Origin of the sequence: Actinomadura rubteroloni, from assembly GCF_002911665.1 — a bacterium.
Classification (GTDB): Bacteria; Actinomycetota; Actinomycetes; order Streptosporangiales; family Streptosporangiaceae; genus Spirillospora; species Spirillospora rubteroloni.
This window is the reverse complement of the sequence record NZ_MTBP01000001.1, coordinates 1,911,669-1,936,804: the sequence shown is the minus strand read 5'-3', so window position 1 is coordinate 1,936,804 and position 25,136 is coordinate 1,911,669. Positions and strand designations below refer to the sequence as shown.

Below are 25,136 nucleotides of genomic sequence, written 5' to 3'. Positions count from 1 at the left end.
CTCGTGCCGCGGGGCCATAAATGCCACTTTTGCAACTCATATTCGCGAAATAACACACTTCGCATCCAACCCGAACTCTTCGAATCCCACCACGGATACAATGCCTGCGGCAGCGGACAGGACCGCCCACTTGTCCATTAAGCTGACAATTGAACAGCACCAAAAACGAGCGTTCCGAACATCAGCGAACAATCGAAACAGAAGGGAGACTCAGGCAATATGAAAGGACAAGTACGGGACGCGCCGTCCCTGCGTGCGAGGCGACATGTCCAGCTGACCGCCGCGCTCGCCAGCAGCGCGCTCGGCGTGTTCTTCCTGCTCGCCGGGGCGCGCAAGCTCTACGGCTGGGACTGGGCGATGCACGTCTACCGGCACGACCACCCGATCTGGGTGTACTACGCGTCCGCCGTCGGCGAGGTCGCCACCGGGATCGGCCTGCTGCTCCCCCGCCTCCGCTTCGGCTCAGCCGTCGCGCAACTCCTCCTCATCGCCTGGGTCACGTTCGTTCCCCTGCGTCCGCCCGACCCCGCCACCGCCGGCCCGGCGGTTTTGACGACCGCGCTACTGGTCGTGGTGGCGGTGATCACCCGCCCCGCGACGCCCAACCGTCCGCCTCGATGACAGGCCATAGCAGAGCGATCAGCGCCGCCTGCACGGCGTCCCCTCCCTCGGCCCGGGCGCGGCCGGCCGCGAGTGCCTCGCCGAAGGCGAGCCAGCCGCCGACGAGGCTGGCGAACGGCGCGACGTCGGATCGGATCGCGGCGTCGGCGCGTCCGTCCGCCGACTCGGGACCGACGGCGCCGTCGCCGTCGCCGTCGCCGCCGTCGCCGCCGTCGCCGATGCGCAAATGCGCCGTGTTGCCGTCGATGCGGAACTCACGGACGGCGTCGATCCCGCGCACCACCTCGGCCGGAAGGAGGTGGACGAAGGGCGCCAGCGCCCATTCCGCCCGGAAGACGTCGGCCGGGGCGCGGCCGTCGCCGGTGTGGTGCCGCGCACCCGGCCGCGCGAGCGGCATCCTCGCCAGCTCGTCCCCGGCCGGGGCCAGTTCGTAGACGGGGGACGCGGCGGGCGGTGCCAGGTGCCGCCGGACGACGACGCCGTCGGCCTTTAATTGCCTGACGCGCCCGGCGAGCACGCTCGTCCCGGTGCCGTTAAGCACCGGCCGGGCCAGAATAGCCTTTTGGACCCGACATGAGTTCACGCACGATCAGCAGCGTCCAGCATTCTCCCGCGACGTCGAGCGTGCGGGCGATCCCGCAGAACTGGTCATAAGTCCGGCGCGCCAGGCCGCGCCGCCCGGAGTATCACTGAAAGAAGGTATTCACATACTTCAAAAACTTATGTGCCGGCCGCGGCCATGATTCCTCTGCGATCCGATCCCGGCGACCCCCGGCCGCCGGTCCGGCGGCACGGGCGCGTGCTGCTGGTGTGCTTCAACAACCCGCCGCACCAATCCTTCGACGAGCGGACGAACGTCGAGCTAGACGACCTCACGCGGAGTCTGATCTGCGACGCATCGGTTCGAGCGATCGTCTTCACAGGTCAGGGGCACGGCGTTCCCGAACCTGCACGTGCCCGACGCCCTGGACGCGCTGTGTCTGGCGCCCGTCCGGCTCCCCTATCCGGCCGCCTGCGTCGTGCTCGGGCACGCGTTGACCCGGCTGCGGCCCGTGGACCGGACGATCCGGACCACTGCGCTGCAGGGCCTGCTGCTCGCGCCCACCTGTACGCGTCGTTCCGCCGGGTGAACCGGACGGCCAAAATTCTTCGTCGCCGCGATCCCCGGCATCTCCCTCGTCCTCGGCCGGGTGTTCGGGCTGGCCTGCCAAGTCGGTGTCGCCGCCGAGGGGACATACGCGATCGGCTTCCCTGAGAGCGCTCGGCATGCTGGCCGGACCGGGCACCCGGCGCGCCCTCTACGTGCTCGGCGTCTCGCGCGGTGGAACTCCTGCTCGACGACCGTCCGCTCACGCCGCGCAAGGCGACCGATCTCGGGCTCGTCCACCGGCTCGTCCTGCTCTGCGAGCTGGATGTGCGGCCGTTGGAGGCCGCCGAGCGCCTGGCGTCCCGTCCGCCCCGGGTGATCCGCGAGCTTAAGCGGGTCGCCTAACGGGCGGCGCAGTCGTTCCGGGCCGCAGCCGCCGCGACGGTCGGTCACCGGACCCACCGCTGGCCGCCTTCGATCGGCTGCTGAACGAACCCGCGCCGACCACGGAGCACGCGCTGGAGCGCGGCTGGCTGCCTGGCCAGCGGCAACGAGCACGACTACGTCATCGACCCTGAGCGGTCCCGGCCGTTCGCTGCCCTCGCGTCGCCGTCTCTGCACGACGCGCTCCGGGACGCCCTGGCGCCTACCGGACCGTCCGTGCGCGGGCGCGCGTCTCCAGATCGGCGGCCATGAGCGCGCTGTTCACCGAAATCTCGCCGCGCATCCCGGGCGCGGCGACCATGTCCCCGATGAGGTAGATGCCGTCGGCGCGCTCGATGGCCGGACGGTCCCGCCACGTCCGTCCGGGCAGGTCGAGCGCACCTGTGCGGCCCCGGGCCACGGCGGTGCGCTGGAAGGTGACGCGGTCCGTCCAACCGGGCAGGAGCCGGTCGGCGAACGCACGCAGCCGCTCGTGGGCCCGCGCGTGCGCCTCGCCGTCCCGGATCGGCATCTGGAGCTGGTAGAGGGACTCGCCCCGCGGCGCGATGGAGTCGTCCTGCATCGTGTAGCTCTCGTGGAATCCGCCCTCGTCGAGGTCGAACGCCAGCGTGCGGTCGCGCCGGTGGGAGCGCACCGCGACATCGAGCAGGGCGGCGTGGCCGCTCGTCCAGGTCAGGCTCGTGTCGTCCAGAAGGCGGGCGGCCGAGGCCAGGTCCGTCGCGACGATCACCGGGCCGTCCGCGGGCGGCGCGTCGACGCGGGCGCCCGTCTCGATCTCCACGCCCAGTTCGGCTGCGCGGGCCGCCATGCGGTCCACGACGGTCTGCCAGCCGCCGCGCACCCAGCGGACGGCGGGCCTTCGCGGTCCGAGCACCCGCTGGAACAGGTCCCAGACGAACGCGGCGGACAGCCGTCCGGTGTCGGCGTCGTAGGTGACGACGCTGATCGCGTTCGCCATGTGCCGCGCGGTGGCCTCGCCCCAGCGGTCCGACGCCCAGGTGCGGAAGTCCACGTCGACCGGCGCCGTCAGCCACCGGTGGGACTGCGCGCGCAGCATCCGGACGGGCGGCACGCGGCGCAGACGGCCGTCGACGCGGAACCGCGTCCGCGCGAACGCGGCCGGGGACGGCCAGCCCAGCCCAGCCACGAAACCGCGCTCGGCCAGCCACCGGTAATGCGGACCGTCGGCGTAGAAGACGTGGGCGCCGTCGTGCGCCACATAGGGCTTGGACGTCGCCCGGCCGCGTCCGCCGAGCGTGCGGTGCGCCTCGTACAACCGGACGGGCGCGCCGGCCTCCGCGCAGGCGATGGACGCGGTCAGGCCCGCTAGCCCGCCGCCGATGATGGTGATGTGGTTCGTCATGCCGACAAGGACGCGGCACCGGCCGAGCCTGTGACACGGTTCTCGCCGAGTTGTTCGCCGGCCCGTCCATCGCGGACGATGCCTGCGGCGCCCCCGAACCTGAGGAGAACCAGTGAGCTACGACCCCCCGGTGCAGGCGGCCGAGAACGTCTTCCTCGGGACCGGCACGGACGTCAACTGGGTCCTGCTGCGCGACGGCCGTGACCTCACCCTCATCGACGGCGGTTATCCGGGGGACCTCGCCGCCGTCGTGGCGTCCATCCGCGCGGTGGGGCACCGGCCCGAGGACGTCCGGGCCATCCTGGTCACGCACGCGCACGTCGACCACCTCGGTGCGGTGAACCCGTTCCATGCCCGCTTCGGGACGCCCGTCCACCTCGCCGCAGCCGAGGTCCCGCACGCGCGCCGCGAATACCTCCAGCAGCTCACGCCGGGCAAACTGCTCGCCCAGCTTCACCGGCCCGGCGTCCTGCCGTGGGCGCTCCGGATCCTGCGCGCCGGCGCGACGCGCGACGTCGCCGCACCGCACGCCCTGCCGTTCGCGACCGCCGGCGCGCTGGACCTGCCCGGCGCACCCGTCCCCGTCCCGACTCCCGGCCACACGTCGGGACACACCGCGTACTTCATCCCGTCCGCCGGAGCGGTGGCGACGGGCGACAGCCTCATCACCGGGCACGCCGTCTCACGGCGCCGCGGTCCCCAGTTGATCGCGCCGTGGTTCAACCACGGCGACGACGGCGAGATCGTCGCGGCTCTCGCCGCACTGGAGCGCCTTGACGCCGACACGGTGCTCCCCGGCCACGGCCCGGTCCACCATGGCTCACTCCAGGCCGCCATCGCCGACCTCCGCGCTTGACCGCGCGCCCTCCGCACCAGCGGCGCGGCAAGCCCGCGCCGGAACTCAGCAGACCGAGCCAGGCCGGGCCGAGGCGCGTCACGCCGCCTCGTCCTGCTGCACTCAGGCGCGGCGCTGTGTCGCCGGGTCGTGCGCCTCATACGTGGCGTTGAGCCTCGGCTTTGGTCTTGAGGTCTTGCAACCAGTGTTCTAGGCCCGTGCCGAGAATCTCGGTCGCCTTGGGGACGTCGGCCTCGACCTGGTCGCCGGTCCAGGTCTCCTCGGTGTGGACGCGCACGCCACCGGGAACCTTCGTGAACCTCCACAGGTGGACGCCGCGGTCGATGCGCACGCCGTCGCCGATCGCGGGGCCGCTCCACAGGACGCAGGCGTCGTGGCGGAGCTGCCGGACGGTCGAGGTGATCGTCAGGGTCGTGGCGGGCGTCGTCGGTGTGGGCGGTGCCGGGGTCGTCCAGCGGAACCGCGAGCCGCGCCGCAGGGTCCCGGGGTCGAGGCGTTGCGCGCTGAGGACGGGTTCCTGCCACGTCGGCCAGCGCTCGACGTCGGTCTGCAGCGCGAAGACGGCAGGCAGCGGAGCCTTGATGAGGATGTCGGATCGGTAGCGGATGAGTGCGGCGGCCTCGGTGCCCTCGCCTCGGCACTGCGACGTGCCATCGTGCGAGGCGGCTTGAGCGGCCGGGACGCTGAGCGCCACGCCGCCGGTCAGGACGAGCGCGGCGAGGCCCAGGCGGATACCGGGCATGTTCTCACGACGGGTCACGGGACCAGCACGACCTTCCCCGCGACGGTTCCGGACTCGGCCAGCCGCAGCGCGTCGGCGGCGCGTTCGAGGGGCAGCCGCGCGGCGATCCGGACGGTGATGTCGCCGCGCTGGAGGGCGGCGAAGACCTGCGCGAGGTCGGAGCGGAGCCGGGCGCGGAACCGGTTCGCGGCCAGTGCCCGTCCCGCCCAGACGTTGAAGAAATAGGCGCGGCGCCGGTTGGGCAGGGTCTGCCACAGCCAGATCCGGGCGAGCAGCTTGAGAACGGGCCACCGCTTGGATCCCCGGTCGTCCCGGGTCGAGGCGGTGCCGTAGGAGACGAGCGTGCCCCCCGGGGCGAGCAGACGCCACGAGTCCACGATGCCGGGGCCGCCGACGTGGTCGAAGACGGCGTCCACCCCGCCCGGGGCGAGTTCGCGGACCCGTGCGGCGACGTCGTCGGCGCGGTAGTCGACCGGGACGACGTCCTGGTCCCGCAGCGCCGCGTGGTGACGGGCCGACGCCGTACCGATCACCGTCACGCCGGCGGCACGAGCGAGTTGGACGAGCACCGAACCGACACCGCCGCTGGCACCGTGCACGAGAATCGTCTGCCCGGCGCGGACACGCGCCTTTCGATGCAGCATCTGCCACGCGGTGATGCCGTTGACGACCAGCGCCTCCGCCTCCGCTGCGCCGACGCCGTCCGGGACCGGCACGACGTCCGCCGCGTCGACCACGACGTGGCTGGCCCAGCCGCCGACCTTGACCAGCGCGGCGACCCGGGCGCCGACCAGGTCCGGTGCGACGCCCGCGCCGACGGCCAAGACCGTCCCGACGAGGTCGTAGCCGGGGACGAACGGGAACGGCGGCTGGTCGTAGTAGCGGCCCCGGCGCATCTGCTGCTCGGCGAAGGAGACGCCGGTCGCCTCCATCCGGATCACCACGCGGCCGGGCCCGGCGGCGGGGACGGTCCCGTGGCGGATCTGCAGGCCGTCCGGTTCGACCCGGCCCGGCAGGACGACCTCGACCAGTTCTTCGGTGTTCACGGCGATCTCCTGTACCTAGAGGCTCATGCTTTCGTTAGAAGTTATAACCGGACGCTTGGATGAGTGTCAATAGCGTTCGTGATACCTTCTAACTGGAGTCGGGGAGGTGGTCATGGCGGGTACAGCCACGCCGCGCGAGCGCTATCGCGCCCAGGTCCGCGCCGAGATCAAGGGGCACGCGCGGGAGCAGATCGCCACGACGGGCGCGTCGGCACTTTCGCTCAACGCGATCGCCAAGCGGATGGGGATGAGCGGGCCCGCGCTCTACCGCTACTACTCGGGCCGCGACGAGCTGATCACCGACCTCGTCCGGGACGCCTACCGCAGCCTCGCCGACACGCTCGGATCAGCGGCCGAAGCGGGCGCCGACCTCGCCGGACTGGCGCACGCCCTGCGCGCCTGGGCGCTGGAGGACCCGCAGCGGTACCTGCTCATCTACGGCACGCCCGTCCCCGGCTACCACGCGCCGGACGACATCACCCTCATCGCGTCCGAGACGATGGCGCTCCTGCTCGACGCCTGCATGACGCTGGACCCGCCGGCGACGCCGCTCGACGCGCACCTGGCCGACCACCGCGCCTGGGCGGGCGACCACCCGGCGCCGCCCGCCGTGCTGCACAAGGCGCTGAGCTTCTGGACACGGATGCACGGCGTCCTGTCCCTGGAAGTCGCCGGTCAATTCACCGGAATGGGCTTCGACCCGGCGCAGCTCTACGCGGCCGAACTCGCGGACGTCTTGGCCGACTGACTACCCGGCCGCAAGCGGATGCCCGGTCTCGCGCAGCCTCCACCGGCCGCCGTCGCGGGACAGGACGGTCAGCGACAGCGGCTCCGTGTCGATCCGCCAGAACCCGCCGGGCGGCGCGGCCAGCACGTGCAGGACGGCGGCGCGGATCAACGCGGGATGCGTGACGGCCGCAACCCGCAGCGAACCCGCCGGCAGACGCTCCAACCACGTCGCCATGCGCGCCATCGCCCGGGACAGCGGCTCACCGCCGTGGGGAGAAGCGTCCGGGTCCGACATCCACGCGACCAGGCCCGCCGGATCCTCGGTCTCCAGTTCGGACAGCGTACGGCCGCGCCATCCGGCGACGTCCACGTCCGCGAGAAGCGGGTCGGTGGCCGCGTCCAGGCCGAGTGCCTGCGCGGTCGCGCGGCAGCGGGCCTCGGGACCCCGGTAGGCGACGTCGATCCGCCGGAGCGCGCCACGGCGTTCGCGGGCTGCGGCCAGGCCGTGCGCGGTGAGCGGTTCGTCGTCCGGGAAGCGGGCGGAGCGGGTCGCCTCCGTCGGCGCGTGCGCGACGAGGAAAAGCCGGACCGTCACCGCCCGGTGACCGAGACGGACGTGAACAGCCTTTCATTGACGGTTCGACGCGCGGAGCTTAAGGTCACGACGGTAGATGGTAGGGGAAGTCGGTGGAAATCCGGCACGGTCGCGCCACTGTGATCCGTCCCGTCCCGGGACCGGAGAGTCAGACCTCCGCCATCGCAAACGGTCCATCGAGCGTGGGACGCAGGATCCCCGGGAGGCCCCACATGAGCACGTCCACCACCCTTGACGGTGCGCGCACCGGCTCCACCCCCGTCGTCCTCGGCGGCACGCGCGCCGCCCTGTGGCTGTTCGGCACCGTTCTGCTCGGTGTGGCGCTGTACTACTTCATCGGCATCGACCAGGGCGCCACCTCGGTGTTCGGCAACGACACGCACGTGCACGAGTTTGTCCACGACGCGCGGCACTTCCTCGGTTTCCCCTGCCACTGATCCACGGCACCGGACACAACTGAAGGAGTAGGCCGTGGAACGGCACTTCATCGTCCGCGGCATGGCCGTGGGCGCGATCGGCGGGCTGCTGGCGTTTCTGTTCGCCCGGATCTTCGCCGAGCCGCAGATCCAGAAGGCGATCGACTACGAGAGCGGCCGCCACACCGCCCAGTCCGCGCTCGACAAGGCAGCCGGACTGGCCGTCGAGCACGAGCACGCCGAACCATTCAGCCGCGCCTTCCAGGGCAACGTCGGCATCGGCGTGGGCATCATCGCGTTCGGTATCGCCATGGGCGCGCTGTACGCCGTCGCTTATGCGCTGGCCTGCGGACGCACGGGCAAGGTCCGGCCGCGGACGCTCGCACTGCTGGTCGCCGGGGGCGGTTTCCTCGCCCTGTACCTGATCCCGTTCGCCAAGTACCCCGCCAATCCCCCGGCCATCGGTCACGAGGACACGATCCGGGAGCGCAGCGGGCTCTACCTGCTGATGGTCGGGATCTCGATCGTCGTCCTGGTGGCCGGGGCGTGGCTCGGGCAGCGGCTCCAGGCCCGCTTCGGCACGTGGAACGCCACGCTGCTCGCCGTCCTGGCCTGCGCGGTGGTTCTCGGCGCGGTGATGCTCGTCCTGCCGTCCTTCGGCGAGCTCAGTGCGAACGTCGAGGCGTACGGACATCACGCCACCGAGACACCGCTGCCCCTGCGAGACGCGCAAGGACGCATCGTCTACCCCGGCTTCCCCGCCGACACCCTGTTCGCCTTCCGCTTCTTCTCGGTTGCAGCGCAGGCCGTTCTGTGGGGGACGATCGGGCTGTGTTTCGCGCCGCTCGCCGAACGCCTGCTCGGCCCGCGTCCGGACACGAACGCGGCACCCGCCACCGTCTGACCCGCCGCCCCGTGAGAACCGACAGGGTTCGCTCGTGCGCCGCATCCTCAACGCGCTGCACGGCCCCGTTGGCTCGCCATGAAACGGCACGTAGTTAGCAGGCTGGTTCAGTGCGGGCGGGCAACCGCCGGTTCTGCCTTGCGGGTTCTCACTTCACCGGAGCGAGCGCAGGGCGCTCAGCGGATCGTGACCGGCGGGCGCGGCGTCAGACCAAGGGCTTACCGTCGGCGAAGAGGCCTCCGGTCGGGCCGTCAGGCGGACAGGATGGCGGCCCGGACGCCACAGGACGGCTACCCATCGAATCACCCCAGCTCGTGCGCTTCACCGGTGACCGTTGGAAGCTGTTCGGCCAGGTCGTCGACACCCGCAAAGCGCCTGGGCGGCTAACACATGCCGGCGGGAGGCTGGCCCGCGCGGGCCAGCCTCCCGCCCGGACGGCCCGAGAAAGAGGCCCCCGCTCGCCGCTCTCGCCCTGGTGGGAGACCAGCAGCGCACTCATCGCAGGCAGCCACTGGGCGGCATCGATCAGGTGCCGGTGGAGCTCCGTTCGCTTCTGGTCGCCTCGCGGACCAAGAGTGCGATCAAGAGGCGGACGGTAGCCTCGATGCCCCATCGCACGCCCGGTCCGGGGACCGCAGTGGTGAAGGACGCCGACCAGGTCAAGCCGGTGGTGCCGTCCGCCACGGGTTCCAGAGCGATGGTCGCCTGGTAATCCTTGACCGGGATCAGCCGACCGATGTACCGATAGGACAACCGCGACGGCCGCTCCTGCTCGGTGATCTCCTCGCGGATCAGGAACGGCCACATGCCCGTGATCCGAACGGCTCCCACACCGCCCGCGACGCCGTCCTTCGACCAGCGTGACGTCATGATGAGCGGCCGTGCCCAGGACGACCACGAGGGCGCGTCCGCCAGCAGCCCGAACACCAAGTCCGGGTCCGCCTCGATCGTCCGCCGGATCTCATAACCGTCGCGCCGCATCAGCGTCTCCCGTCCCGCGTCCGGGCCGGAGCCTCCGGCCGGGACCTCCGAGCCAAGCAGCTCGGCCGTCCCGGCAGTAGACAGGTCGTTGACAACGAAACCGGCCCGACCCGCGCCAGGGCGCATGGGCGCAGAAGGCCCAACTGCGAGGCGCAGCGAGAATCGCGCGGATCCGCGATGACGACGAATTCAGTGCCGCCATCGGCGCTCGCAGAAGGCGGATCAGCGGCGCTAGCCGCCGACCGGCCCGAACACCGAACCCGATGACGACGTCATGACCGTCCACGATGAACGCTACGAAAGCCCAGTGAAAATCCCCGCGCCCACAGCACCGCGGCCCGCCGCCGATAGGCGCCAGCCAAGACGGACGGCACGGCACGAACCCGTCGCCCCGAGCCACGGCGACCAGTCAGAAAAAGCGGAAGGCTTGGCCCCGATTCCTCACTCGCGGCCATCACTACGAAAGTCGATACCGGAAGGTGCAGGGCAGTGCCCTACACCGGGGAGTTCGGGGGGCGCCCTCCCAAAAAACACTGTAGGCCATCGTGATCGGCGCACCTGCGCCGGCCACGATGGCCCGACTCGTGGAGTGTTCACGAGCGGGGCTGACCTACAGTGGAGAGGTCGGTGCATTGATCGTTTCCCGCCGGTGGCGAGATCGTTTCCCATTCTCGAATAAACTGAAGTCTTGAGCGCACAGTGGGCGGAGGATCGTGCTGTTGAGAGTGATTGCTTCGCGGTCGCGGTGGGGTCGGTGTTCGGTCTCGCGTGGGTCTTGCCGCGGCATGTGTTCGGCGGCGTGTTGGGCATACGCGTCGTCGCTACGGAGGTACCGAATGTGCCACCGGAAGAGACGATCACCCGGCCCAGCTCGGAGAACATTGGACGACCGATTCGATGCCTTCGGCGCAGCGCTGGTCGAAGACGGCACATGTCGCCCGGCCAAGCTGGCAGGCCTCGAGTTGGTCGGCGACCAGTCGGAAGGACGCGGTATCAACGGTGAGGCACCGGTCTTCTTCACGCAGATACGCGGTGCTTGCTGGTCCATTTGTCCAGTTCGCCGAATGCTAGTCCGCCCTGCGGCTCGTCGAGCCGAATTATCAGGCGCTCCAGCATCGTCCTGGCGTTGCCGATCGACCGGCAGGCCGCTTCGGGCGTCGGGCCGTCGTGGGCCGTGACGGGGTCGCGGGTCCCGCAGAGGCTGGCAGCAAGCTCCCGTGCCTGGTCACCGAGGGTCGCGAACGTCGAATCGGCAAGCGCTTGGGGAGCAACGGCATGGTGGGCCTGCGCACGTTGGTTCGCGCTTGTTCGTCATCCAGGGCGGAGGTGAGTTCCGCACCGTCGCGAGCAATTCGGTGGTGAGCGCCCTACTGGGCGGATAAGCCTACTTTTTGGACGACGAGGGTACTTTCCGGATCCCGTCGACCCAACATATCCGACGGACGGGTGATCATCGTGACAGCTTGTCGTATGTGAGTCTCGCAAATCTTTGGACTTGCCACCTGCCAGACACTTGAAGCGACGTGGCGCTAATCGGACTCGGTGGGCGACCGTACACATCTAGCCGGATGGATACACCATCCACTCTACGCCATCGGCGCCTTGGCGATCATTGGTTATGACCTCTCTGCAGCGGCGACTGACGGCGATGCAGCCGCCTTGCAGTTCCTGCGTGCATTTTTGCGGTCATGCAGTTCACATGGGGGTGTGCGTGTCGGAGTGCTCGTTTGGTGGCGAGTTGCGTCGTTCTAGTCGGCGACTGGCAGCGCCACGACTGAAGTTGTTGCGATGTGACTGCCAGGCGACGCCTTCTTCACTTAGAGTGCCCGTAGACATCCGGAGGGTCATCTGATCGTGGGGGGCTCGATATGTCAGCAGGGCCTGCTGATCAGGGGAGGCGCAGGTGGAGTGGCTGTTCGAGCGGCTAGAGCAGGAGGAGGCCGCGGAGCAAGGGCGGCTGGAGTCGCTGAAGGCACAGGTGGAGTCGCTGCAGTCACAGGTGAAGGAGGCCGAGGACCGGCTGGCCCGGCTGGCGATCACCCGGCACACGGCACTGGCCCTGCGGCCAGAGGATCCGGCCCGGCAGAGCAGGGACGAGAGGCCAGGCAGCATTTGGACGTCCGGCACACTGGGGAACGGGGGCGAATCTGCTCCGAACACCAAGCGGGAGGACCGGCGCCCGTTGTCGGGAACGAACCAGCGGGTGGTGGTTCTGCTCGCCGAGGTGGGACGACCTATGCGGGCCAAAGAGATCGCACTGGCTGTGGGTGATTCGGACGAACATAAGCGGGTGGAGGGGATGCGGACCAGGCTCAAACGGCTCGTCGCCAACGGCTGGTTGAACGAGCAAAACCCGGGCCAATTCTCCATCGCCGCCGGGGTCAACAGCCACGTCGTGGGAGGAGTAGCCGAAATCTGATCAAGCATCCGGTCCGCGCGCCCACGCTCCGTGCGGCGGCTCGACATCCAACTCGATGTCGAGCGACGGGACCGGTTGGTGCGGTGCCGCCGAGCTAGCACCTCGGCGGCACCGCGGGTGCGCGAGCAGCCCAAGCCATCTCCATGTCCGGAGTGCTCACGTCTTCCGAGGCTAGCGCACGCGCATGTGCCTCGGGGGCGTCGAGCCGTAACCGCTTGCCGCCTGTCAGTAGTCATTGCTGTGACCATCTGAGCATAAGGCGGGCGAGGAAGAAGTCGGCGATGCCCGAAAGGTCGATAGCGGAATCATCCGCTGTTTCACGTGTGCTGGAGCGTGCCATCAGATCGATGCGCGCCAATGATCCACCGAGCGATCGAGTGAGCTCATCACGCAGCCAGGGGGTTCATCGACGGTGTCCGTCGGCGGCCTTGTCAGGGCCACAGGCGCCGCCCGAGGGCGTGCCGGAGGCGGGCGATGGTGGCCACGTCGGGCCAGGAGCCCCCGACGAGCAAGTCAGCGATGACCTGTCGGTGCACCCCGGAAGCGGCGGCCACACCGCGCAGCGTCGAGCACTGTTCGATGATCGCGGTCTTCAACTCTCAGGCAATGTGCTGGACAGCCTCCGCGGCGACGAGTTCGCCAGCCGGACCGCCGCCCAGGCCGGTCAGGTCCGCCTCGGGCCACTGATCAGGGTCGCGGGCCAGATCCCGCGGGGCCCGAAGGGCCCGTCCTCCCGCCATCGCGACGTCCTCCTCTCAGTCCAAGTCGACAGATCGGCTGACGGCTGCTTGACCAGCCACTACAAGTGGTCCGCGACTCTCGATCCGGAGACCTCGGAAAAGATCGATGGTTACCGCCCGCCGGACGCGGGGCCGGAGTGGGAGCAGGTCGGCGACACGGCGCAAGCGGTGGTGGCCGCTGTGGCGCCGATGACTGACTACGACGTCGAGCTGCTCCTGCACGCTACGGGCAAGCTCGCGGTCTGGGCCATGCGGCGGGGCATACCGTGCGACCCGGAGGTCTGGTTGCGACACGAAACGATCGATGAGTTCATGTTGACCGGGTGCCCGGATCTGGCGCCAGGGTCGGTGCGGACCTATCGAGCCTGCCTGCGCCAGATTCGGGCCGGGCTGACCTGGGCGCAGCGCGGTGAGTCCGAGCCGCCGCCGCTGAGAGCACCACGCAGGACCACTCCACCGTATGAGCCCGGTGAGCTGGCCGCCCTTCGGGACTGGGCGGCGCATCTGCCCCGGCGCGCAAGGTTGGACGCGCAGGCGATGCTCGCTATGGCCGCCGGTTGCGGGTTGGCTCCCGGTGAGCTGACCACCGTCCAAGGCCCGCACGTCCAGGTCCTGAAACAGGGAACAGTGAAGATCGTCTCGCCTGGGCTGCAGCGCCTGGTGGTCGCGCGTGCGGGCTGGGAAGAGCAACTTGCCGAAGCCGCAGCAACAGCCGGTGACCATTACCTATTTCGGCCTGGGCGCAAGACGGTCCATTCCAAGAACCTGATCGGTTCCTGGTGCCACCGGCACAATCCGACCGGAGACCTGCCCGCGATGTCGGCCAGACGGCTGCGGACCACCTGGATCGTCGAGCTGCTGAGCGCGCGGATCGACTCGGAAGTGGTCGCCAAAGCAGCCGGGGTTTCCACCTCGGCGCTGGGCCGTTATCAGCAATTCGTCCCGCCCCTGGACGAGAAGACCGCGACCCGGCTGCTCCGCGGCCACCGGTGATCCCAGCCCTGGGCGGAGTCGGGGATGCGCTTCGGCGGGATCGAATCGGCCATCATGCCGACCGCGACCGGTCACCGATGCGCCGATGCGCATCCCCGACTTCAAAGTCACCCAGTTCATCGGACTGTTCGACGAGAGCGGTGTCCCCGCGCTGGCCGAGGCCGAACCTCCGGACAGCCCGGCCCAGCCGGACTCCCGGTCCGCACCGTTCCGGCCAGCGTGATGCTGGCCGGCCACTAAATCCGCAAACCCGCCCTCGCCGAGGTGGCCCGACTCTTGGCCTTCAGCCTCAGCCCCACCGCCCGCGCCCTCCTCGGTCTCCCCGATGACGATGACACCAACGGTGGCCAAGCGCGGGCGCTGGTGACTCTATCGCGCCGGCTCTATCGGACCTTCGACCGTTGATCAGTCTGACCGACCCGGCCCGCGCCGACGGACGCCGCCGCCTGTCCCAACCGGCTGCCGACCGGGTGGCCACCGCCTGGGGAGACCACCACCCCCGCCACCAGAAGCGCCGCGACCTGCTGTAGACCATCGTCACCGCGCTGGTCCTGGCGCCCGTACACAGCGCCCACGCCCGCAGGCAACTGCGGCACTGGAACGGTGACGTCGGGATCGACACCACCGCCGTCTCCGCCCAGGCCAAGTTTCCGTCGATGTCAGCGCGGTCGACTGCCAGTAGGCCGACAGGCAAGGCCAGTGCGGCCAATGCGGCCAGAGCTGTGATGGCGTTGGACCCGGTGCGCTTGTCGGGGGTGTCCAGGACCAGCCCGGGCGCTAGTTGCGGGTGAGATCGCCGGTTGCGTGCGCCGGAACATCACCCGCCATCACCTGCCCGCGCTGCAACTGGTTGCTTTCCAAGAAATCCAAACCGTCTGGCCGCCGAGCACGTATCGATTTGACCGACGCCCAGCAACGCGCCGCACACCAAGCGGCCAAACCGACCGTCAGACTGCCTGCCTTCGTCCACCTAACCGATCCCAGGAACCGGCTCGCTTACGGTCAAGCCGCACAAACGATCCCTACGGCCCTCATGCGCCAAGCTGCATATTTGCACAGTCTAGGACAAACCCGCCATCACCCGAAGGCCATCCGCCCCACCACCGATACACACCCCGCCGCAGACGACCGCTACCCGTCGGGCGCTGACCACCGGCGCTGACAACCATACGCACCGAACCACACCGCGAGACCCCGACCACCCACCGACCGCATTGGGCTTCCCATGCCCTCGCGGCGGGCGATCAACGTCGCTATCCTCCTCGCGACCACCGAACGCGTCCCAACGAGCCCGCTCAGCGAGCACTCCAGCCCACCCAATGACGAGATCCCGCCCGATCTCACGACCGAACGGGATTTCGTCAAACAACCTCAGACCGACTCAAGAACGGCCCGCAGTGGAGCTGAGGGGATTTGAACCCCTGACCCCCTCGATGCGAACGAGGTGCGCTACCGGTCTGCGCCACAGCCCCAACGACTCCGTTAGGTTAGCAGGATCTCGGGGTGTTCGCGTAACCGGAAAGCGGCTCACTCGCCCACGGCGCGACGATCGTCGGCGTACTGGTCGAAGACCTCTTCCTCGGGGACCGGGACGAGTTCGATCACCTCGGCGTGGGCCGCGGCGACGGCGGCGGCCTCGGCCTCCTGCTCGGCGGCGCGGCGGAAGCGTGCCCGCTGCGCGAGGTCGGCGCGGCGGGCGGCGTCCACGCCGACGGCGACGCGCAGCAGCGCCAGGTGGCCGGTGAAGAGCAGGAGGGCCGGGACGGTCGTCCACCACGGCGCGACGCCGGTCGCGCCGAGGACGACCGTCGTGAGGAACAGCAGCGTGAGACCCGTCGTGCGGCGCCGGCGGCGCGCGATGACGGCCGCGCGGCCGTGGCGGCGGCGCGGCTGCGGGACGGGCGAGGGCTCGTGGATGTCCGCGTCGTCCTCCGTCTCGGATGTGACCGGTGTCTCGTCGAGGTCGAACTCGTCCGTCTCCTCGATGCGGCGAGGAAGGAAACGAGAAACTCCCGGAGACTCATTGTTGTCCCGGCGGAGCCACATCGGGACGAGAACGACGGCCCAAACGGCGACGATCGCGAGATAGAGGACGGCACTGCTCACGCGGCGACCCCAGTGGGCCGCGGACGCCCCGGGGCACGGTGAAGGAACGCGCCGCGGAACGGCTCGCGCACGTGCATCGGGAGCAGGGTCACGCCCGCACGGTACGAGTCGGTGTCAACGGTTGACGAGCATAAGGGGCGGTGTGTCGCGAGATCGTTCTCTTGGTTACTCTCCGTTTGCCGAGCCTTCGCGAGCGCAGGAAACTTACGGCGCGGCGAACGCCCGGACGTCACCGTCCGCTCAAATGTCAGGGTGACGACGGCGAGTGGGGAAATGCTCGTCTCCGGGTGGCGAGCCAGCGAGCACGGAGGCCGCCGGGGACGTCCTCGCTGGTCAGCGCGTAGCAGATGTGGTCGCGCCAGGCTCCGTCGATGTGCAGGTGACGGCGCCGAATTCCCTCTTCGCGGAAGCCGAGTTTCTCCACGACGCGGCGGCTGGCGGCGTTCTCGGGACGGATATTCGCCTCGACGCGGTGCAGCCCGACGGTGAAGAAGCAATGGTCGACGGCGAGCGCGACGGCGGTGGGCATGATGCCGCGCCCGGCGACCTGGCGGTCGACCCAGTAGCCGATCTGCGCGGATCGCGCCGAACCCCAGACGATGGCGCCGATCGTGAGCTGCCCGGCGAACCGGTCCTCGTGGGTGACGACCCAGGGCAGCGCCAGACCCTGGCGGGCCTCGCGGCGCATCGTCCGGACCATCGTGAAGTACGGGCCGAGGCCGCTGCGGAACAGGGGCGTCTCGGGGTTGGTGGGCTCCCAGGGGCGCAGCCACTCGGCGTTGCGCACGCGCATGTCGCGCCAGATCGAGGCGTCACGGTGCCGCAGCGGGCGCAGCCCGACCGGCCCCTCGGTCAGTGTGACCGGCCAACCCCGCATGCGTTCCACGACTCCATGATTCCCTTTTCGCGTGCCCGGACGCCATCAATTGTCCACCAGATCGTCCGCCGCGCTCCGTCCGGCACGCACCGACGGCCGGGCGACGTGCCTGCGCGGAGCGCGGAACAGGCGCCGGTCGCCGCCGGGGTGTCCGGCTCGGGCCAGACGGCTCCGTTCAGCATGACGAAACGGTCATACCAGACACGGTGTGCGCCGTCCACGTCTCGGCTGAGAGACCGAGACCGCCAGGTCCGCCGCACCGGCCCGATAGCCGAAAATGGCGCTCCAGCCAGACGGTCACGCCTGCGCCGGACGCGGGTGGTCACCGCCGCCGATCTGGTCGACGGCGTGCCGCAGAACGGTCCCGAGCACGGCCATCCCGTCGCGCACCCCGCCCGTCGAGCCCGGCAGGTTCACGATGAGCGTGCGGCCCGCCGTCCCGGCGATCCCCCGGGAGAGGACGGCGGCGGGCACGGCCTCGCGTCCTTCCTGCCGGATCGCTTCGGCGATGCCCGGAACCTCCCGTTCGATGATGCGGCGCGTCATCTCGGGCGTCTCGTCGGTCGGGCTGAGCCCGGTGCCGCCCGTGGTGACGACGACGTCGTACCCGGCCGCGACCGCGTCGGCGAGGACCTCGGCGACCGGCTCTCCGTCCGGCACGACCACCGGGCCGTCCACCTGGCAGCCGAGATCCTCCAGGAAGCTGACGAGCAGCGGCCCGGACCGGTCCTCGTAGACGCCCGCGGCGGCCCGGTTGGACACCGTGACGGCCATCGCGCGGATCAGCGGTCTCCCGTTCGGCGCCATGTCCCGGTCTTGCCTCCCGTCTTCTCCTCGACGCGGACCTGCGTGATCGTCGCCGCCGGGTCGATCGCCTTCACCATGTCGATCAGGGCGAGCGCGGCCGTGGTGACGGACGTCAGCGCCTCCATCTCGACGCCCGTCCGGTCGGCGGTGCGGGCGGTGGCGACGATCGCGACGCCGTCGTCGGCCACGGTCAGGTCGACGGCGACGCCGTGCAGCGCGATCGGATGGCACAGCGGCACCAGGTCCGGTGTCCGTTTCGCGCCCATGATCCCGGCGATGCGGGCGACCGACAGCGCGTCGCCCTTGGGGACGTCCCCGGCGCGCAGCGCGGCGACGCACCGCGCGGACAGCGCGACGAAGCCCGCGGCGGTGGCGGTGCGGTCGGTGATGTTCTTCGCCGAGACGTCCACCATCCGCGCCGCGCCCGACGCGTCGAGATGGCTGAACTCGGCGAACTCCGATCCCATGCTCATGACGGCAACCTCATGACCTCGACGTGCGCGCCGGCGGGCACGGCCTCGGCCTCCTCGTCCAAGACGATGAGGGAGTCGGCGCCGGCCAGCGACCCGAGCTGGTGCGAGCCCTGCCCTTCGGCGGGCGTGACGGTGGGGTGGCCGCGGTTCTCGCTGAGCCGCGACCGCTGATAGTGCCGAATCCCGGCGGGCGAGCGGACATCTGCGCCGAGGACGGCGCTGACTGTCGGCAGGGACTCGGGCGGCAGGCCCTGCATCGCCCGCAGCGCCGGACGCACGAACACCTGGAACGACACGTACGCGCTGACCGGGTTGCCGGGCAGCGTGAAGACGGGCGTCCCGTCGAGCAGGCCGAATCCCTGCGGTTTGCCGGGCCGCATGCGCACTTTGTGGAACGCCATCGTGCCGACGCCCGTCAGGACCTCCTTGACGACGTCGCGGGCGCCCATCGAGACCCCACCGGTCGTGACGATCGCGTCAACGCTTCCGGCCAGGTCGCGCAGGGTGCGCAGGACGTCGGCTGGGTCGTCGGCGACGATCGCCCGCCGCCGTCCCGTGCCGCCCGCCTCGTCCACCGCGACGGCGAGCATGAAGCTGTTGGAGTCCCAGATCTGGCCCGGTTCCAGCTCGCTGCCCGGTTCGCGCAGTTCGCTGCCCGTGGACAGGACGACGACGCGGGGCTTGCGCCGCACACTCACCCGGGGCCGGCCGACGGCGGCGAGCATGCCGATCTGCGCGGCGCCGAGCCGGGTCCCCGCGTCCGCGACGACCTGGCCGGCGACGACGTCCTCACCGGACCGCCGGATGTAGTTCCCCGGCGGCGCGGCGCGCAGCACCCGGACGTCGCGCACGCCGCCGTCGGTCCACTCGACGGGCACGACCGCGTCCGCCCCGGCGGGCAGCGGGGCGCCCGTCATGATCCGCGCCGCGCTGCCGACGCCGATCTCGGCGACCCCCGCGACGCCCGCGGCGATGTCGCCGCGGACGGGCAGGGCGACCGGCGACGCCTCGGTGGCCCCGGCGATGTCCGCCGCGACCACCGCGTAGCCGTCCATCGCCGAGTTGTCGAAGGGCGGCAGCGCGACGGGCGCCGCGACGGGCTCGGCGAGGACCGTTCCCGCCGCGTCCGGCAGCGCCACCTCCTCCGGCGCCAGCACGGAGACCTCGGCCAGGATCCCGGCGAGATGCTCCGCGACCGTCCTCATGCCCACGCTTCCCCCGTCCGGTGACCGGTCACCCGTTCCCCGCACCGCCGCGCTCGGCGCAGAAGTCGCGCAGCCAGGAGAGGAACTCCGCCGACAGGTCTTCCCGCTCGGACGCGAACATCACGACCGTGCGGAGATACTCCAGCTTGTTGCCCGTGTCGTAGCGGCGTCCGCGGAACTTCACTCCGTAGACGCCCCCGCCCTGGTCGGCGGGCGTGTCGGCGAGCGTGCGCAGCGCGTCGGTGAGCTGGATCTCCCCGCCGCGGCCGGGCGGGGTCTTCTCCAGGACGTCGAACACCGAGGCGTCGCAGACGTAGCGGCCGATGATGATCCAGTTGCTGGGCGCCTCCCCGGTCGGCGGCTTCTCGACCAGGTCGGTGATCCGGACGACGTCCTCCTCGTCGGTGGTCTCGATCGCGGCGGAGCCATAGGCCGACACCTGCTCGGGTTCCACCTCCATCAGCGCGACGACGCTGCCGCCGTAGCGCTGCCGGACCTCGATCATGCGGCGCAGCAGGTCGTCGCGGGCGTCGATGAGGTCGTCGCCGAGCAGGACCGCGAACGGCTCGCGCCCCACGTGCTGGCGCGCGCAGTACACGGCGTGCCCGAGGCCCTTCGGCTCGCCCTGGCGGACGTAGTGCATGATCGCGAGGTCCGCGGACTCTCGGACGGCGGCCAGCCGTTCGGCGTCGCCCTTGGCGTCGAGGGCCTCCTCCAGCTCGTAGGCCCGGTCGAAGTGGTCCTCGATCGAGCGTTTGTTGCGGCCGGTGATCATCAGGACGTCGGTGAGTCCCGCGTCGACGGCCTCCTCGACGACGTACTGGATCGCCGGTTTGTCGACGATCGGCAGCATCTCCTTCGGCGTCGCCTTCGTCGCGGGCAGGAATCGGGTTCCGAGACCCGCCGCCGGAACGACGGCCTTGAGTACGGGTGCGTTGTCGGCCATGGTGAGACCCTAGCCACCGACGGTGAGAAGATCGTGAGCGACATCGACGCAAAGCGCGCGGCGCGCGCGTCCGCGCTGGCGGCGCGGACCGCCATGGACCCCTCGGCGCGGACGTCCGCCGCCCGTGCGCTGCGGGACGTGCTGCTGGCGGTCCCCGAGATGGAGATGGCGGGGACGGTCGCGGCCTACGCCTCGGTGGGCGACGAGCCCGACACCCGTGGCCTCCTGTTCGCGCTGTGGAAGCGCGGCGCGTACGTCCTGCTGCCTCTTCTCCTTCCGGACGGCGATCTGGACTGGGCGTCGTACGAAGGGCCGGACTCCCTGCGGCCGGGGCCGCGCGGGACGCTGGAGCCGTCCGAGCCGCCGCGCGGCCCGGGCGCGGTGGCCAGCGCCGACGTGGTGCTGGCGCCGGCGCTCGCGGTGGACCGGACGGGCACGCGTCTCGGCCGGGGCGGCGGTTCGTACGACCGGGCGCTGGCGCGGGTGGGTCCGGCGATCCTGACGGTGGCGCTGCTGTACGACGGCGAGCTGGTGGACTCCCTGCCCGCCGAACCGCATGATCGCCCGGTGCGGGCCGCGGTGACGCCGTCCGCAGGTCTCGTGCGCTTCGCCTGATCATTTTCCCTCCGTGACGGACCGGTGACGGAACGCGTCCATCGTCGCGGAGGGGTCTGACATTTTCGCGGCCGCCCGCCCGGACGGGACGTGGAACGCGGCAACAGAGGGCGAAACAGCCGCAAAAATCACAAATACTACATCGTCGCAGGTCACTCGGGTGCAGTCGCGGCAACCAGCGCCCGGAGATCGCCCCGAGCGGTCACTGAAAGTATGCGATCTGCGGCTAAATCTGTAGGATTCCTAAACGATCACTCGTCGCGGCCCCACCGGGAGGGATGTGCATCTCGAACTCTGGCTACTCCTCGGATCCACGCTCGTACTCAGTGCGATCGTCGCCGTCCGGCTGTCGTACCGCGCGGGACTGCCCAGCCTCCTCATCTACATCGCGCTCGGGCTCCTCATCGGCGAGGCCGGGGTCGGCATCGACTTCGACGACGCCGAACTCGCCGAGATCCTCGGGCTCGCCGCGCTCGTCCTGATCCTCGCCGAGGGCGGCATCACGACCGACTGGCGGCGCGTCCGCAGTTCGGTCCCCGCCGCGATCTCGGTGTCCGTCGCCGGGACGCTGATCAGCATCGGCGTCGTCGCGGGCGCCGCGATGTGGCTGCTCGGCATGGACTGGCAGCTCGCGTTCCTGCTGTCCGCCGTGCTCGCGCCGACCGACGCCGCCGCGGTCTTCTCCGTCCTGCGCCGCCTGCCCCTGCCCTCGCGCCTGACCGGCCTGCTGGAGGCGGAGTCGGGCTTCAACGACGCCCCCGTCGTCATCATCGTCGTGGCCCTCAGCACCACGGACGCGACCGCGCCGAACCTGTTCGAGCTCTTCGGCGTCATGGCATATGAGCTGATCGCGGGCGGTCTCCTCGGCTTCCTGATCGGCTGGCTCGGTGCGTACGGGCTACGACACGTCGCGCTGCCGGCGTCCGGCCTCTACCCGATCGCGGTGCTCTCGCTGTCGGTCGGGGCGTACGGCGCGGCTGCGCAGACGCACGCCAGCGGGTTCCTCGCGGTCTATGTGAGCGCGCTCGTTCTCGGGAACTCGCGGCTTCCGCACCGTCCTGCCACGCGGGGGTTCGCCGAAGGCATCGGCTGGCTCGCGCAGATCGGGCTGTTCGTGATGCTCGGGCTGCTCGCCTCGCCCGGTGAGCTTCCGGCGCAGATCGTCCCGGCGCTGATCATCGGGTTCGTCCTGCTGCTGGTGGCGCGGCCGCTCTCGGTCGTGCTGTCCACGTTCGGCTTCCGGCTGGGCTGGGGCGAGAAGATTTTCGCCTCGTGGGCCGGGCTGCGCGGCGCCGTACCGATCATCCTCGCGACGATCCCGATGGTGAACGACGTGCCCGGCGCCGACCGGCTGTTCGCGATCGTGTTCAACATCGTCGTTGTGTTCACCCTGCTCCAGGGGCCGACGCTCCCGCTCGTCGCCCGCTGGTGCCGGCTCAAGGACGATGAGAACCCCCGCGAACTCGGCGTCGAGGCCGCGCCGCTGGAAGAACTCCACGCCGAACTGCTGGAGATCCGCGTCCCGCCGGACTCCCTGCTCGGCGGCGTCGAGTTGTTCGAGCTGCGGCTGCCGCCGGGGGCGTCCATCACGCTCGTCGTCCGGGACGGCGCCAGCTTCGTTCCCCACTCGACCACCGCGCTGCGCGGCGGCGACACGCTGCTCGTCGTGACGACCGAGGACGTCCGGGAACTCACCGAACGGCGGCTGCGCGCGATCAGCCGGCGCGGCAAGCTGGCGGGCTGGTTCGGGGAGACCGGGGCCTGAGCCGGGGAACAGCCCGGAGGAGAATCCCGTTGCCAACATCGGTACCATTAGCAGTCGTTTCAACTGAGTGCCAGCCCGCTGGTCCGGGCTGTGTCAGCGAGGAGGAACCGTGCCGACGTATCAGTATGTTTGCACCGAGTGCGGCGAGCCTCTGGAGGTCGTGCAGAGTTTCAGCGACGACGCGCTGACCGAGTGCCCGGCCTGCCAGGGCAAACTCCGCAAGGTCTTCTCGGCTGCGGGGATCATCTTCAAGGGGTCCGGGTTCTACCGCACCGACAGCCGAGGGTCGTCGTCGTCCGCGGCGACGTCGCCCGCCAAGTCGACGGATGCGGGCAAGTCGGACACCACGAAGTCGGACTCGTCCTCGTCGGCCTCGTCCGGCACGAGCGAGTCGTCCTCGTCGTCCACGACCACGTCGTCGTCCTCCTCCTCGTCGGAGAAGGTGGCCTGACCTCGCCGGGGGTCCGGCGAGCGGCGGGGCGCCCGGGGATCAGCGCGGGAGTTATCCACAGTTCGCGGCGGGCCTCGCGGAGCGGTGCGGCGGCTGCCTAGGGTCGGCCGCATGACGACTTCGCAGACCTTCCCCGGGCCGGCCGCCGAGATCGGCGTCATCGGCGGCTCGGGCTTCTACTCCCTCCTCGACGACGCGGAGGAGTTCCGGGTCGACACGCCCTACGGGGCGCCGAGCGACCCGGTTGCCGTCGGGGAGCTGAACGGCCGCCGCGTCGCGTTCATCCCGCGCCACGGCCGCGACCACCGGTTCCCGCCGCACGCCATCCCCTACCGGGCGAACCTGTGGGCGCTGCGGGCTCTCGGCGTCCGGCAGGTGCTCGCGCCGAGCGCCGTCGGCTCGCTGGTCGCCGAACACGGCCCCGGGACGCTCGCCGTGCCCGACCAGCTCGTGGACCGGACGTCCGGACGCGCTCAGACCTACTACGAGACCGGCGCGGCCATACATGTGCCGTTCTCGGACCCGTACTGCTCGACGGGTCGCCGGGCCGCCGTCGACGCGGCGCGCGTGACCGGCTGGGATCCGGTGGACGGCGGCACGCTCGTCGTCATCGAAGGCCCCCGGTTTTCCACCCGCGCCGAGTCGCGGTGGTTCGCCGGGCAGGGCTGGACGCTCGTCGGGATGACGGGCCATCCCGAAGCGGTGCTCGCCCGGGAACTCGCACTCTGTTACACGCCGTTGTGCCTGGTCACGGACCTGGACGCCGGGGTCGACACGGGCGAGGGCGTGACGATGGCGGAGGTGCTGGAGGTCTTCCACGCGAACGTGGGACGGCTGCGGGCTCTCGTCGGCGACGTCGTGACGCGCCTTCCGGACGAGCGTCCGTGCGCCTGCCCGAACGTGCTCGACGGCATGAAGCTTCCGCTGGAGCTGCCGTGAACGGGCTGCGCTCTTTGCTGCGGTGGCGCGTCCGGCACCGGCGAGCGGCGGCGGCCCTGTTCGCGGCGTTCGGCGCCGGGTTCGGGCTGCTCGCGCTCCGCCCGCCTGGGGCCGCCGGGGTGGGGATCCTGACGGCGGCGCGCGACCTTCCGGCGGGCGCGACGCTGCGGCCGTCCGACGTGCGGCGGGCGACGGTGCCGCCGGACGCCGTCCCGGCCGGGGCCGCGCGCTCTTCGCCGGCCGGACGGGTGGTGGCGGGCGCCATGCGGAAGGGCGAGCCGTTCACTGACGCGCGGCTGGTCGATGCCGCCGGTCTGCTGCGCGGTCTTCCGACGGGGACGGTGGCGACGCCCGTCCGGATCGCGGACGCCGACGCCGTGCGCCTGCTGCAGCCCGGGGACCGGATCGACATCCTGACGGCGAGTTCATCGGCAGCGGCCGAGCCGGCGTTCGCTGAGCTGGCGCCGCCCGACCCGACTGATCCCGGGCCACTGCCGAGTCCTTCCGTCCCGCCGCCCGCATCGCCGTCACCGACGCCGACACCGCCGCAGGAGCCCACCGCTGCCGCCACCCCGCACCCCGATCAAGGAGGCGCCGCACGATCGTCCGAGCGGACGCACGCGCCCGGCCCCGCCCCGCCGCTCCCCCGCCCGTCCAGCGGGACGACCTCGGTACCTCCCCAGCCCGCACCCACCACGCGGCCGGCCCTGGCCGACCTCGGGCCGGGCCGAAGAACCGAGCCAGGGCACGGCATCGGACTCGGAAGTTGGCCGGGGCATGCGGTGGACGGAGCAGGCTTTGCCTTGCGCGTTGATCGGGAAGGCTCTATGCCCGTGGGCGCTCCGGGGGCTCGTGCCCGGTTGGTCGCGGCGGGTGTGACCGTGCTCGCCGTGCCGCGTAGCCGCGAGACGGCGGGTCAGGGAGCGCTCGTCGTCGTGGCGACGGACCGCGCGCAGGCGGCCGCGCTGGCGGGGGCGGGAGGTGTTCTCTCGGTCACGATCGAACCGGACTGAGAC

29 protein-coding genes, 1 tRNA gene and 1 riboswitch are annotated in these 25,136 nt (G+C 70.7%); of the genes, 16 read left to right on the top strand and 14 right to left on the bottom strand.

Going from position 1 to position 25,136, the window contains the following annotated elements; translation table 11 throughout:
* Positions 1 to 219: 219 nt before the first annotated feature.
* On the top strand, positions 220 to 621 hold the full coding sequence (locus BTM25_RS08585; RefSeq protein ID WP_146059007.1) for a hypothetical protein: 402 nt from the start codon (positions 220 to 222) through the stop codon (positions 619 to 621).
* On the opposite strand, the gene BTM25_RS08580 is transcribed toward BTM25_RS08585, so the two are convergent.
* Positions 584 to 1,162 (bottom strand): ArsR family transcriptional regulator, encoded by a 579-nt coding sequence (locus tag BTM25_RS08580; protein ID WP_146059006.1) that lies wholly within the window; start codon positions 1,160 to 1,162, stop codon positions 584 to 586. The genes BTM25_RS08585 and BTM25_RS08580 overlap by 38 nt on opposite strands.
* A 412-nt stretch (positions 1,163 to 1,574) precedes the next feature.
* Between BTM25_RS08580 and BTM25_RS29580 the strand changes: the two genes are divergently transcribed.
* Both BTM25_RS29580 and BTM25_RS29575 read left to right on the top strand, forming a co-directional pair.
* A complete protein-coding gene (locus BTM25_RS29580; RefSeq protein ID WP_168212060.1) occupies positions 1,575 to 1,751 on the top strand; it encodes a hypothetical protein in 177 nt (58 codons plus the stop codon).
* A 191-nt stretch (positions 1,752 to 1,942) separates the two neighbouring features.
* Positions 1,943 to 2,113, top strand: coding sequence for a Clp protease/crotonase-like domain-containing protein (locus BTM25_RS29575; protein ID WP_168212059.1), 171 nt, complete (start codon positions 1,943 to 1,945; stop codon positions 2,111 to 2,113).
* Positions 2,114 to 2,354: 241 nt separating this feature from the next.
* Here the strand turns inward: BTM25_RS29575 and BTM25_RS08575 are convergent, their stop codons facing one another.
* Complete coding sequence (locus tag BTM25_RS08575; protein WP_103562154.1) at positions 2,355 to 3,515, bottom strand: FAD-dependent oxidoreductase; 1,161 nt, start codon at positions 3,513 to 3,515, stop codon at positions 2,355 to 2,357.
* Positions 3,516 to 3,627: 112 nt separating this feature from the next.
* On the opposite strand from BTM25_RS08575, the gene BTM25_RS08570 reads away from it, so the two are divergent.
* Positions 3,628 to 4,371, top strand: coding sequence for an MBL fold metallo-hydrolase (locus BTM25_RS08570; protein WP_205647999.1), 744 nt, complete (start codon positions 3,628 to 3,630; stop codon positions 4,369 to 4,371).
* Between the two features lie 136 nt (positions 4,372 to 4,507).
* On the opposite strand, the gene BTM25_RS08565 is transcribed toward BTM25_RS08570, so the two are convergent.
* Positions 4,508 to 5,131 carry an SRPBCC family protein gene (locus tag BTM25_RS08565; protein ID WP_235828299.1) on the bottom strand — a complete coding sequence of 208 codons (624 nt, stop codon included), beginning with the start codon at positions 5,129 to 5,131 and terminating at the stop codon, positions 4,508 to 4,510.
* Positions 5,128 to 6,159 carry a medium chain dehydrogenase/reductase family protein gene (locus BTM25_RS08560; RefSeq protein ID WP_103562152.1) on the bottom strand — a complete coding sequence of 344 codons (1,032 nt, stop codon included), beginning with the start codon at positions 6,157 to 6,159 and terminating at the stop codon, positions 5,128 to 5,130. The genes BTM25_RS08565 and BTM25_RS08560 overlap by 4 nt, the downstream gene beginning before the upstream one ends.
* Positions 6,160 to 6,271: 112 nt before the next feature.
* Between BTM25_RS08560 and BTM25_RS08555 the strand changes: the two genes are divergently transcribed.
* Positions 6,272 to 6,907, top strand: coding sequence for a TetR/AcrR family transcriptional regulator (locus BTM25_RS08555; RefSeq protein ID WP_205647998.1), 636 nt, complete (start codon positions 6,272 to 6,274; stop codon positions 6,905 to 6,907).
* Here BTM25_RS08555 and BTM25_RS08550 read toward each other — a convergent pair whose 3' ends face one another.
* On the bottom strand, positions 6,908 to 7,483 hold the full coding sequence (locus BTM25_RS08550) for a histidine phosphatase family protein (RefSeq protein WP_103562150.1): 576 nt from the start codon (positions 7,481 to 7,483) through the stop codon (positions 6,908 to 6,910).
* 23 nt (positions 7,484 to 7,506) lie between these two features.
* A riboswitch (cobalamin riboswitch) is annotated at positions 7,507 to 7,661 on the top strand.
* A 34-nt stretch (positions 7,662 to 7,695) separates the two neighbouring features.
* On the opposite strand from BTM25_RS08550, the gene BTM25_RS08545 reads away from it, so the two are divergent.
* Both BTM25_RS08545 and BTM25_RS08540 read left to right on the top strand, forming a co-directional pair.
* Positions 7,696 to 7,920, top strand: a complete 225-nt coding sequence (locus BTM25_RS08545; RefSeq protein WP_103562149.1) for a CbtB domain-containing protein — start codon at positions 7,696 to 7,698, stop codon at positions 7,918 to 7,920.
* Positions 7,921 to 7,954: 34 nt separating this feature from the next.
* A complete protein-coding gene (locus BTM25_RS08540) occupies positions 7,955 to 8,803 on the top strand; it encodes a CbtA family protein (protein WP_103562148.1) in 849 nt (282 codons plus the stop codon).
* Between the two features lie 525 nt (positions 8,804 to 9,328).
* Here BTM25_RS08540 and BTM25_RS08535 read toward each other — a convergent pair.
* Positions 9,329 to 9,784 carry an SRPBCC family protein gene (locus BTM25_RS08535; RefSeq protein WP_168212058.1) on the bottom strand — a complete coding sequence of 152 codons (456 nt, stop codon included), beginning with the start codon at positions 9,782 to 9,784 and terminating at the stop codon, positions 9,329 to 9,331.
* 1,903 nt (positions 9,785 to 11,687) lie between these two features.
* Here BTM25_RS08535 and BTM25_RS08530 point away from each other — a divergent pair.
* Positions 11,688 to 12,203, top strand: coding sequence for a hypothetical protein (locus tag BTM25_RS08530; RefSeq protein ID WP_103562146.1), 516 nt, complete (start codon positions 11,688 to 11,690; stop codon positions 12,201 to 12,203).
* A gap of 431 nt (positions 12,204 to 12,634) precedes the next feature.
* On the opposite strand, the gene BTM25_RS30900 is transcribed toward BTM25_RS08530, so the two are convergent.
* Positions 12,635 to 12,739 (bottom strand): hypothetical protein, encoded by a 105-nt coding sequence (locus BTM25_RS30900; protein ID WP_407923378.1) that lies wholly within the window; start codon positions 12,737 to 12,739, stop codon positions 12,635 to 12,637.
* Positions 12,740 to 12,991: 252 nt separating this feature from the next.
* Between BTM25_RS30900 and BTM25_RS08520 the strand changes: the two genes are divergently transcribed.
* The 3 genes from BTM25_RS08520 to BTM25_RS30665 all read left to right on the top strand — a co-directional run bounded on the left by BTM25_RS08520 (position 12,992) and on the right by BTM25_RS30665 (position 14,466).
* Positions 12,992 to 13,936 carry a hypothetical protein gene (locus BTM25_RS08520; protein WP_103562145.1) on the top strand — a complete coding sequence of 315 codons (945 nt, stop codon included), beginning with the start codon at positions 12,992 to 12,994 and terminating at the stop codon, positions 13,934 to 13,936.
* A gap of 85 nt (positions 13,937 to 14,021) precedes the next feature.
* Positions 14,022 to 14,159, top strand: a complete 138-nt coding sequence (locus tag BTM25_RS29570; RefSeq protein ID WP_168212057.1) for a hypothetical protein — start codon at positions 14,022 to 14,024, stop codon at positions 14,157 to 14,159.
* A gap of 178 nt (positions 14,160 to 14,337) precedes the next feature.
* Positions 14,338 to 14,466, top strand: a complete 129-nt coding sequence (locus BTM25_RS30665) for a hypothetical protein (RefSeq protein ID WP_268877644.1) — start codon at positions 14,338 to 14,340, stop codon at positions 14,464 to 14,466.
* 868 nt (positions 14,467 to 15,334) lie between these two features.
* Here the strand turns inward: BTM25_RS30665 and BTM25_RS08515 are convergent.
* From BTM25_RS08515 to galU, 7 genes are all read right to left on the bottom strand, one after another.
* Positions 15,335 to 15,408: transfer RNA gene (locus tag BTM25_RS08515), tRNA-Ala, on the bottom strand.
* Positions 15,409 to 15,463: 55 nt separating this feature from the next.
* The gene (gene sepX, locus BTM25_RS08510) at positions 15,464 to 16,042 is read right to left on the bottom strand and encodes a divisome protein SepX/GlpR (RefSeq protein ID WP_103562144.1); all 579 of its coding nucleotides are present in this window, start codon (positions 16,040 to 16,042) and stop codon (positions 15,464 to 15,466) included.
* A 247-nt stretch (positions 16,043 to 16,289) separates the two neighbouring features.
* Entirely contained in the window at positions 16,290 to 16,919 is a 630-nt protein-coding gene (locus tag BTM25_RS08505; RefSeq protein WP_205647996.1) for a GNAT family N-acetyltransferase, read from the bottom strand.
* A 297-nt stretch (positions 16,920 to 17,216) separates the two neighbouring features.
* Entirely contained in the window at positions 17,217 to 17,693 is a 477-nt protein-coding gene (locus BTM25_RS08500; protein ID WP_235828297.1) for a MogA/MoaB family molybdenum cofactor biosynthesis protein, read from the bottom strand.
* Positions 17,694 to 17,701: 8 nt separating this feature from the next.
* Positions 17,702 to 18,199, bottom strand: coding sequence for a cyclic pyranopterin monophosphate synthase MoaC (gene moaC / locus BTM25_RS08495; RefSeq protein ID WP_103562141.1), 498 nt, complete (start codon positions 18,197 to 18,199; stop codon positions 17,702 to 17,704).
* Positions 18,196 to 19,404 (bottom strand): molybdotransferase-like divisome protein Glp, encoded by a 1,209-nt coding sequence (gene glp / locus BTM25_RS08490; protein WP_103562140.1) that lies wholly within the window; start codon positions 19,402 to 19,404, stop codon positions 18,196 to 18,198. The genes moaC and glp overlap by 4 nt, the downstream gene beginning before the upstream one ends.
* 28 nt (positions 19,405 to 19,432) lie before the next feature.
* Entirely contained in the window at positions 19,433 to 20,350 is a 918-nt protein-coding gene (gene galU / locus BTM25_RS08485; protein ID WP_103562139.1) for a UTP--glucose-1-phosphate uridylyltransferase GalU, read from the bottom strand.
* Positions 20,351 to 20,383: 33 nt separating this feature from the next.
* Between galU and BTM25_RS08480 the strand changes: the two genes are divergently transcribed.
* The 5 genes from BTM25_RS08480 (at position 20,384) to BTM25_RS08460 (ending at position 25,133) form a co-directional block, all read left to right on the top strand.
* The gene (locus tag BTM25_RS08480) at positions 20,384 to 20,965 is read left to right on the top strand and encodes a 5-formyltetrahydrofolate cyclo-ligase (protein ID WP_103562138.1); all 582 of its coding nucleotides are present in this window, start codon (positions 20,384 to 20,386) and stop codon (positions 20,963 to 20,965) included.
* Between the two features lie 280 nt (positions 20,966 to 21,245).
* Complete coding sequence (locus BTM25_RS08475) at positions 21,246 to 22,730, top strand: potassium/proton antiporter (protein ID WP_103562137.1); 1,485 nt, start codon at positions 21,246 to 21,248, stop codon at positions 22,728 to 22,730.
* A gap of 109 nt (positions 22,731 to 22,839) precedes the next feature.
* The gene (locus BTM25_RS08470; protein ID WP_103562136.1) at positions 22,840 to 23,181 is read left to right on the top strand and encodes an FmdB family zinc ribbon protein; all 342 of its coding nucleotides are present in this window, start codon (positions 22,840 to 22,842) and stop codon (positions 23,179 to 23,181) included.
* A 111-nt stretch (positions 23,182 to 23,292) separates the two neighbouring features.
* Positions 23,293 to 24,120: an S-methyl-5'-thioadenosine phosphorylase gene (locus BTM25_RS08465; protein ID WP_103562135.1), complete on the top strand. Its 828-nt coding sequence runs from the start codon at positions 23,293 to 23,295 to the stop codon at positions 24,118 to 24,120.
* On the top strand, positions 24,117 to 25,133 hold the full coding sequence (locus BTM25_RS08460) for an SAF domain-containing protein (RefSeq protein WP_168212056.1): 1,017 nt from the start codon (positions 24,117 to 24,119) through the stop codon (positions 25,131 to 25,133). Before BTM25_RS08465 ends, BTM25_RS08460 begins: the two co-directional genes overlap by 4 nt.
* Positions 25,134 to 25,136 lie beyond the last annotated feature (3 nt).

What these genes read in the sequence shown, in the direction of transcription:
- BTM25_RS08585 (WP_146059007.1), top strand. Translation starts at nt 220, where the DNA reads ATGAAAGGACAAGTACGGGACGCGCCGTCCCTGCGTGCGAGGCGACAT.
- BTM25_RS08575 (WP_103562154.1), bottom strand. Translation starts at nt 3,515, where the DNA reads ATGACGAACCACATCACCATCATCGGCGGCGGGCTAGCGGGCCTGACC.
- BTM25_RS08555 (WP_205647998.1), top strand. Translation starts at nt 6,272, where the DNA reads ATGGCGGGTACAGCCACGCCGCGCGAGCGCTATCGCGCCCAGGTCCGC.
- BTM25_RS08545 (WP_103562149.1), top strand. Translation starts at nt 7,696, where the DNA reads ATGAGCACGTCCACCACCCTTGACGGTGCGCGCACCGGCTCCACCCCC.
- BTM25_RS08535 (WP_168212058.1), bottom strand. Translation starts at nt 9,784, where the DNA reads ATGCGGCGCGACGGTTATGAGATCCGGCGGACGATCGAGGCGGACCCG.
- BTM25_RS29570 (WP_168212057.1), top strand. Translation starts at nt 14,022, where the DNA reads ATGCGCATCCCCGACTTCAAAGTCACCCAGTTCATCGGACTGTTCGAC.
- BTM25_RS08505 (WP_205647996.1), bottom strand. Translation starts at nt 16,919, where the DNA reads ATGCGGGGTTGGCCGGTCACACTGACCGAGGGGCCGGTCGGGCTGCGC.
- BTM25_RS08500 (WP_235828297.1), bottom strand. Translation starts at nt 17,693, where the DNA reads ATGGCCGTCACGGTGTCCAACCGGGCCGCCGCGGGCGTCTACGAGGAC.
- moaC (WP_103562141.1), bottom strand. Translation starts at nt 18,199, where the DNA reads ATGAGCATGGGATCGGAGTTCGCCGAGTTCAGCCATCTCGACGCGTCG.
- glp (WP_103562140.1), bottom strand. Translation starts at nt 19,404, where the DNA reads ATGAGGACGGTCGCGGAGCATCTCGCCGGGATCCTGGCCGAGGTCTCC.
- galU (WP_103562139.1), bottom strand. Translation starts at nt 20,350, where the DNA reads ATGGCCGACAACGCACCCGTACTCAAGGCCGTCGTTCCGGCGGCGGGT.
- BTM25_RS08465 (WP_103562135.1), top strand. Translation starts at nt 23,293, where the DNA reads ATGACGACTTCGCAGACCTTCCCCGGGCCGGCCGCCGAGATCGGCGTC.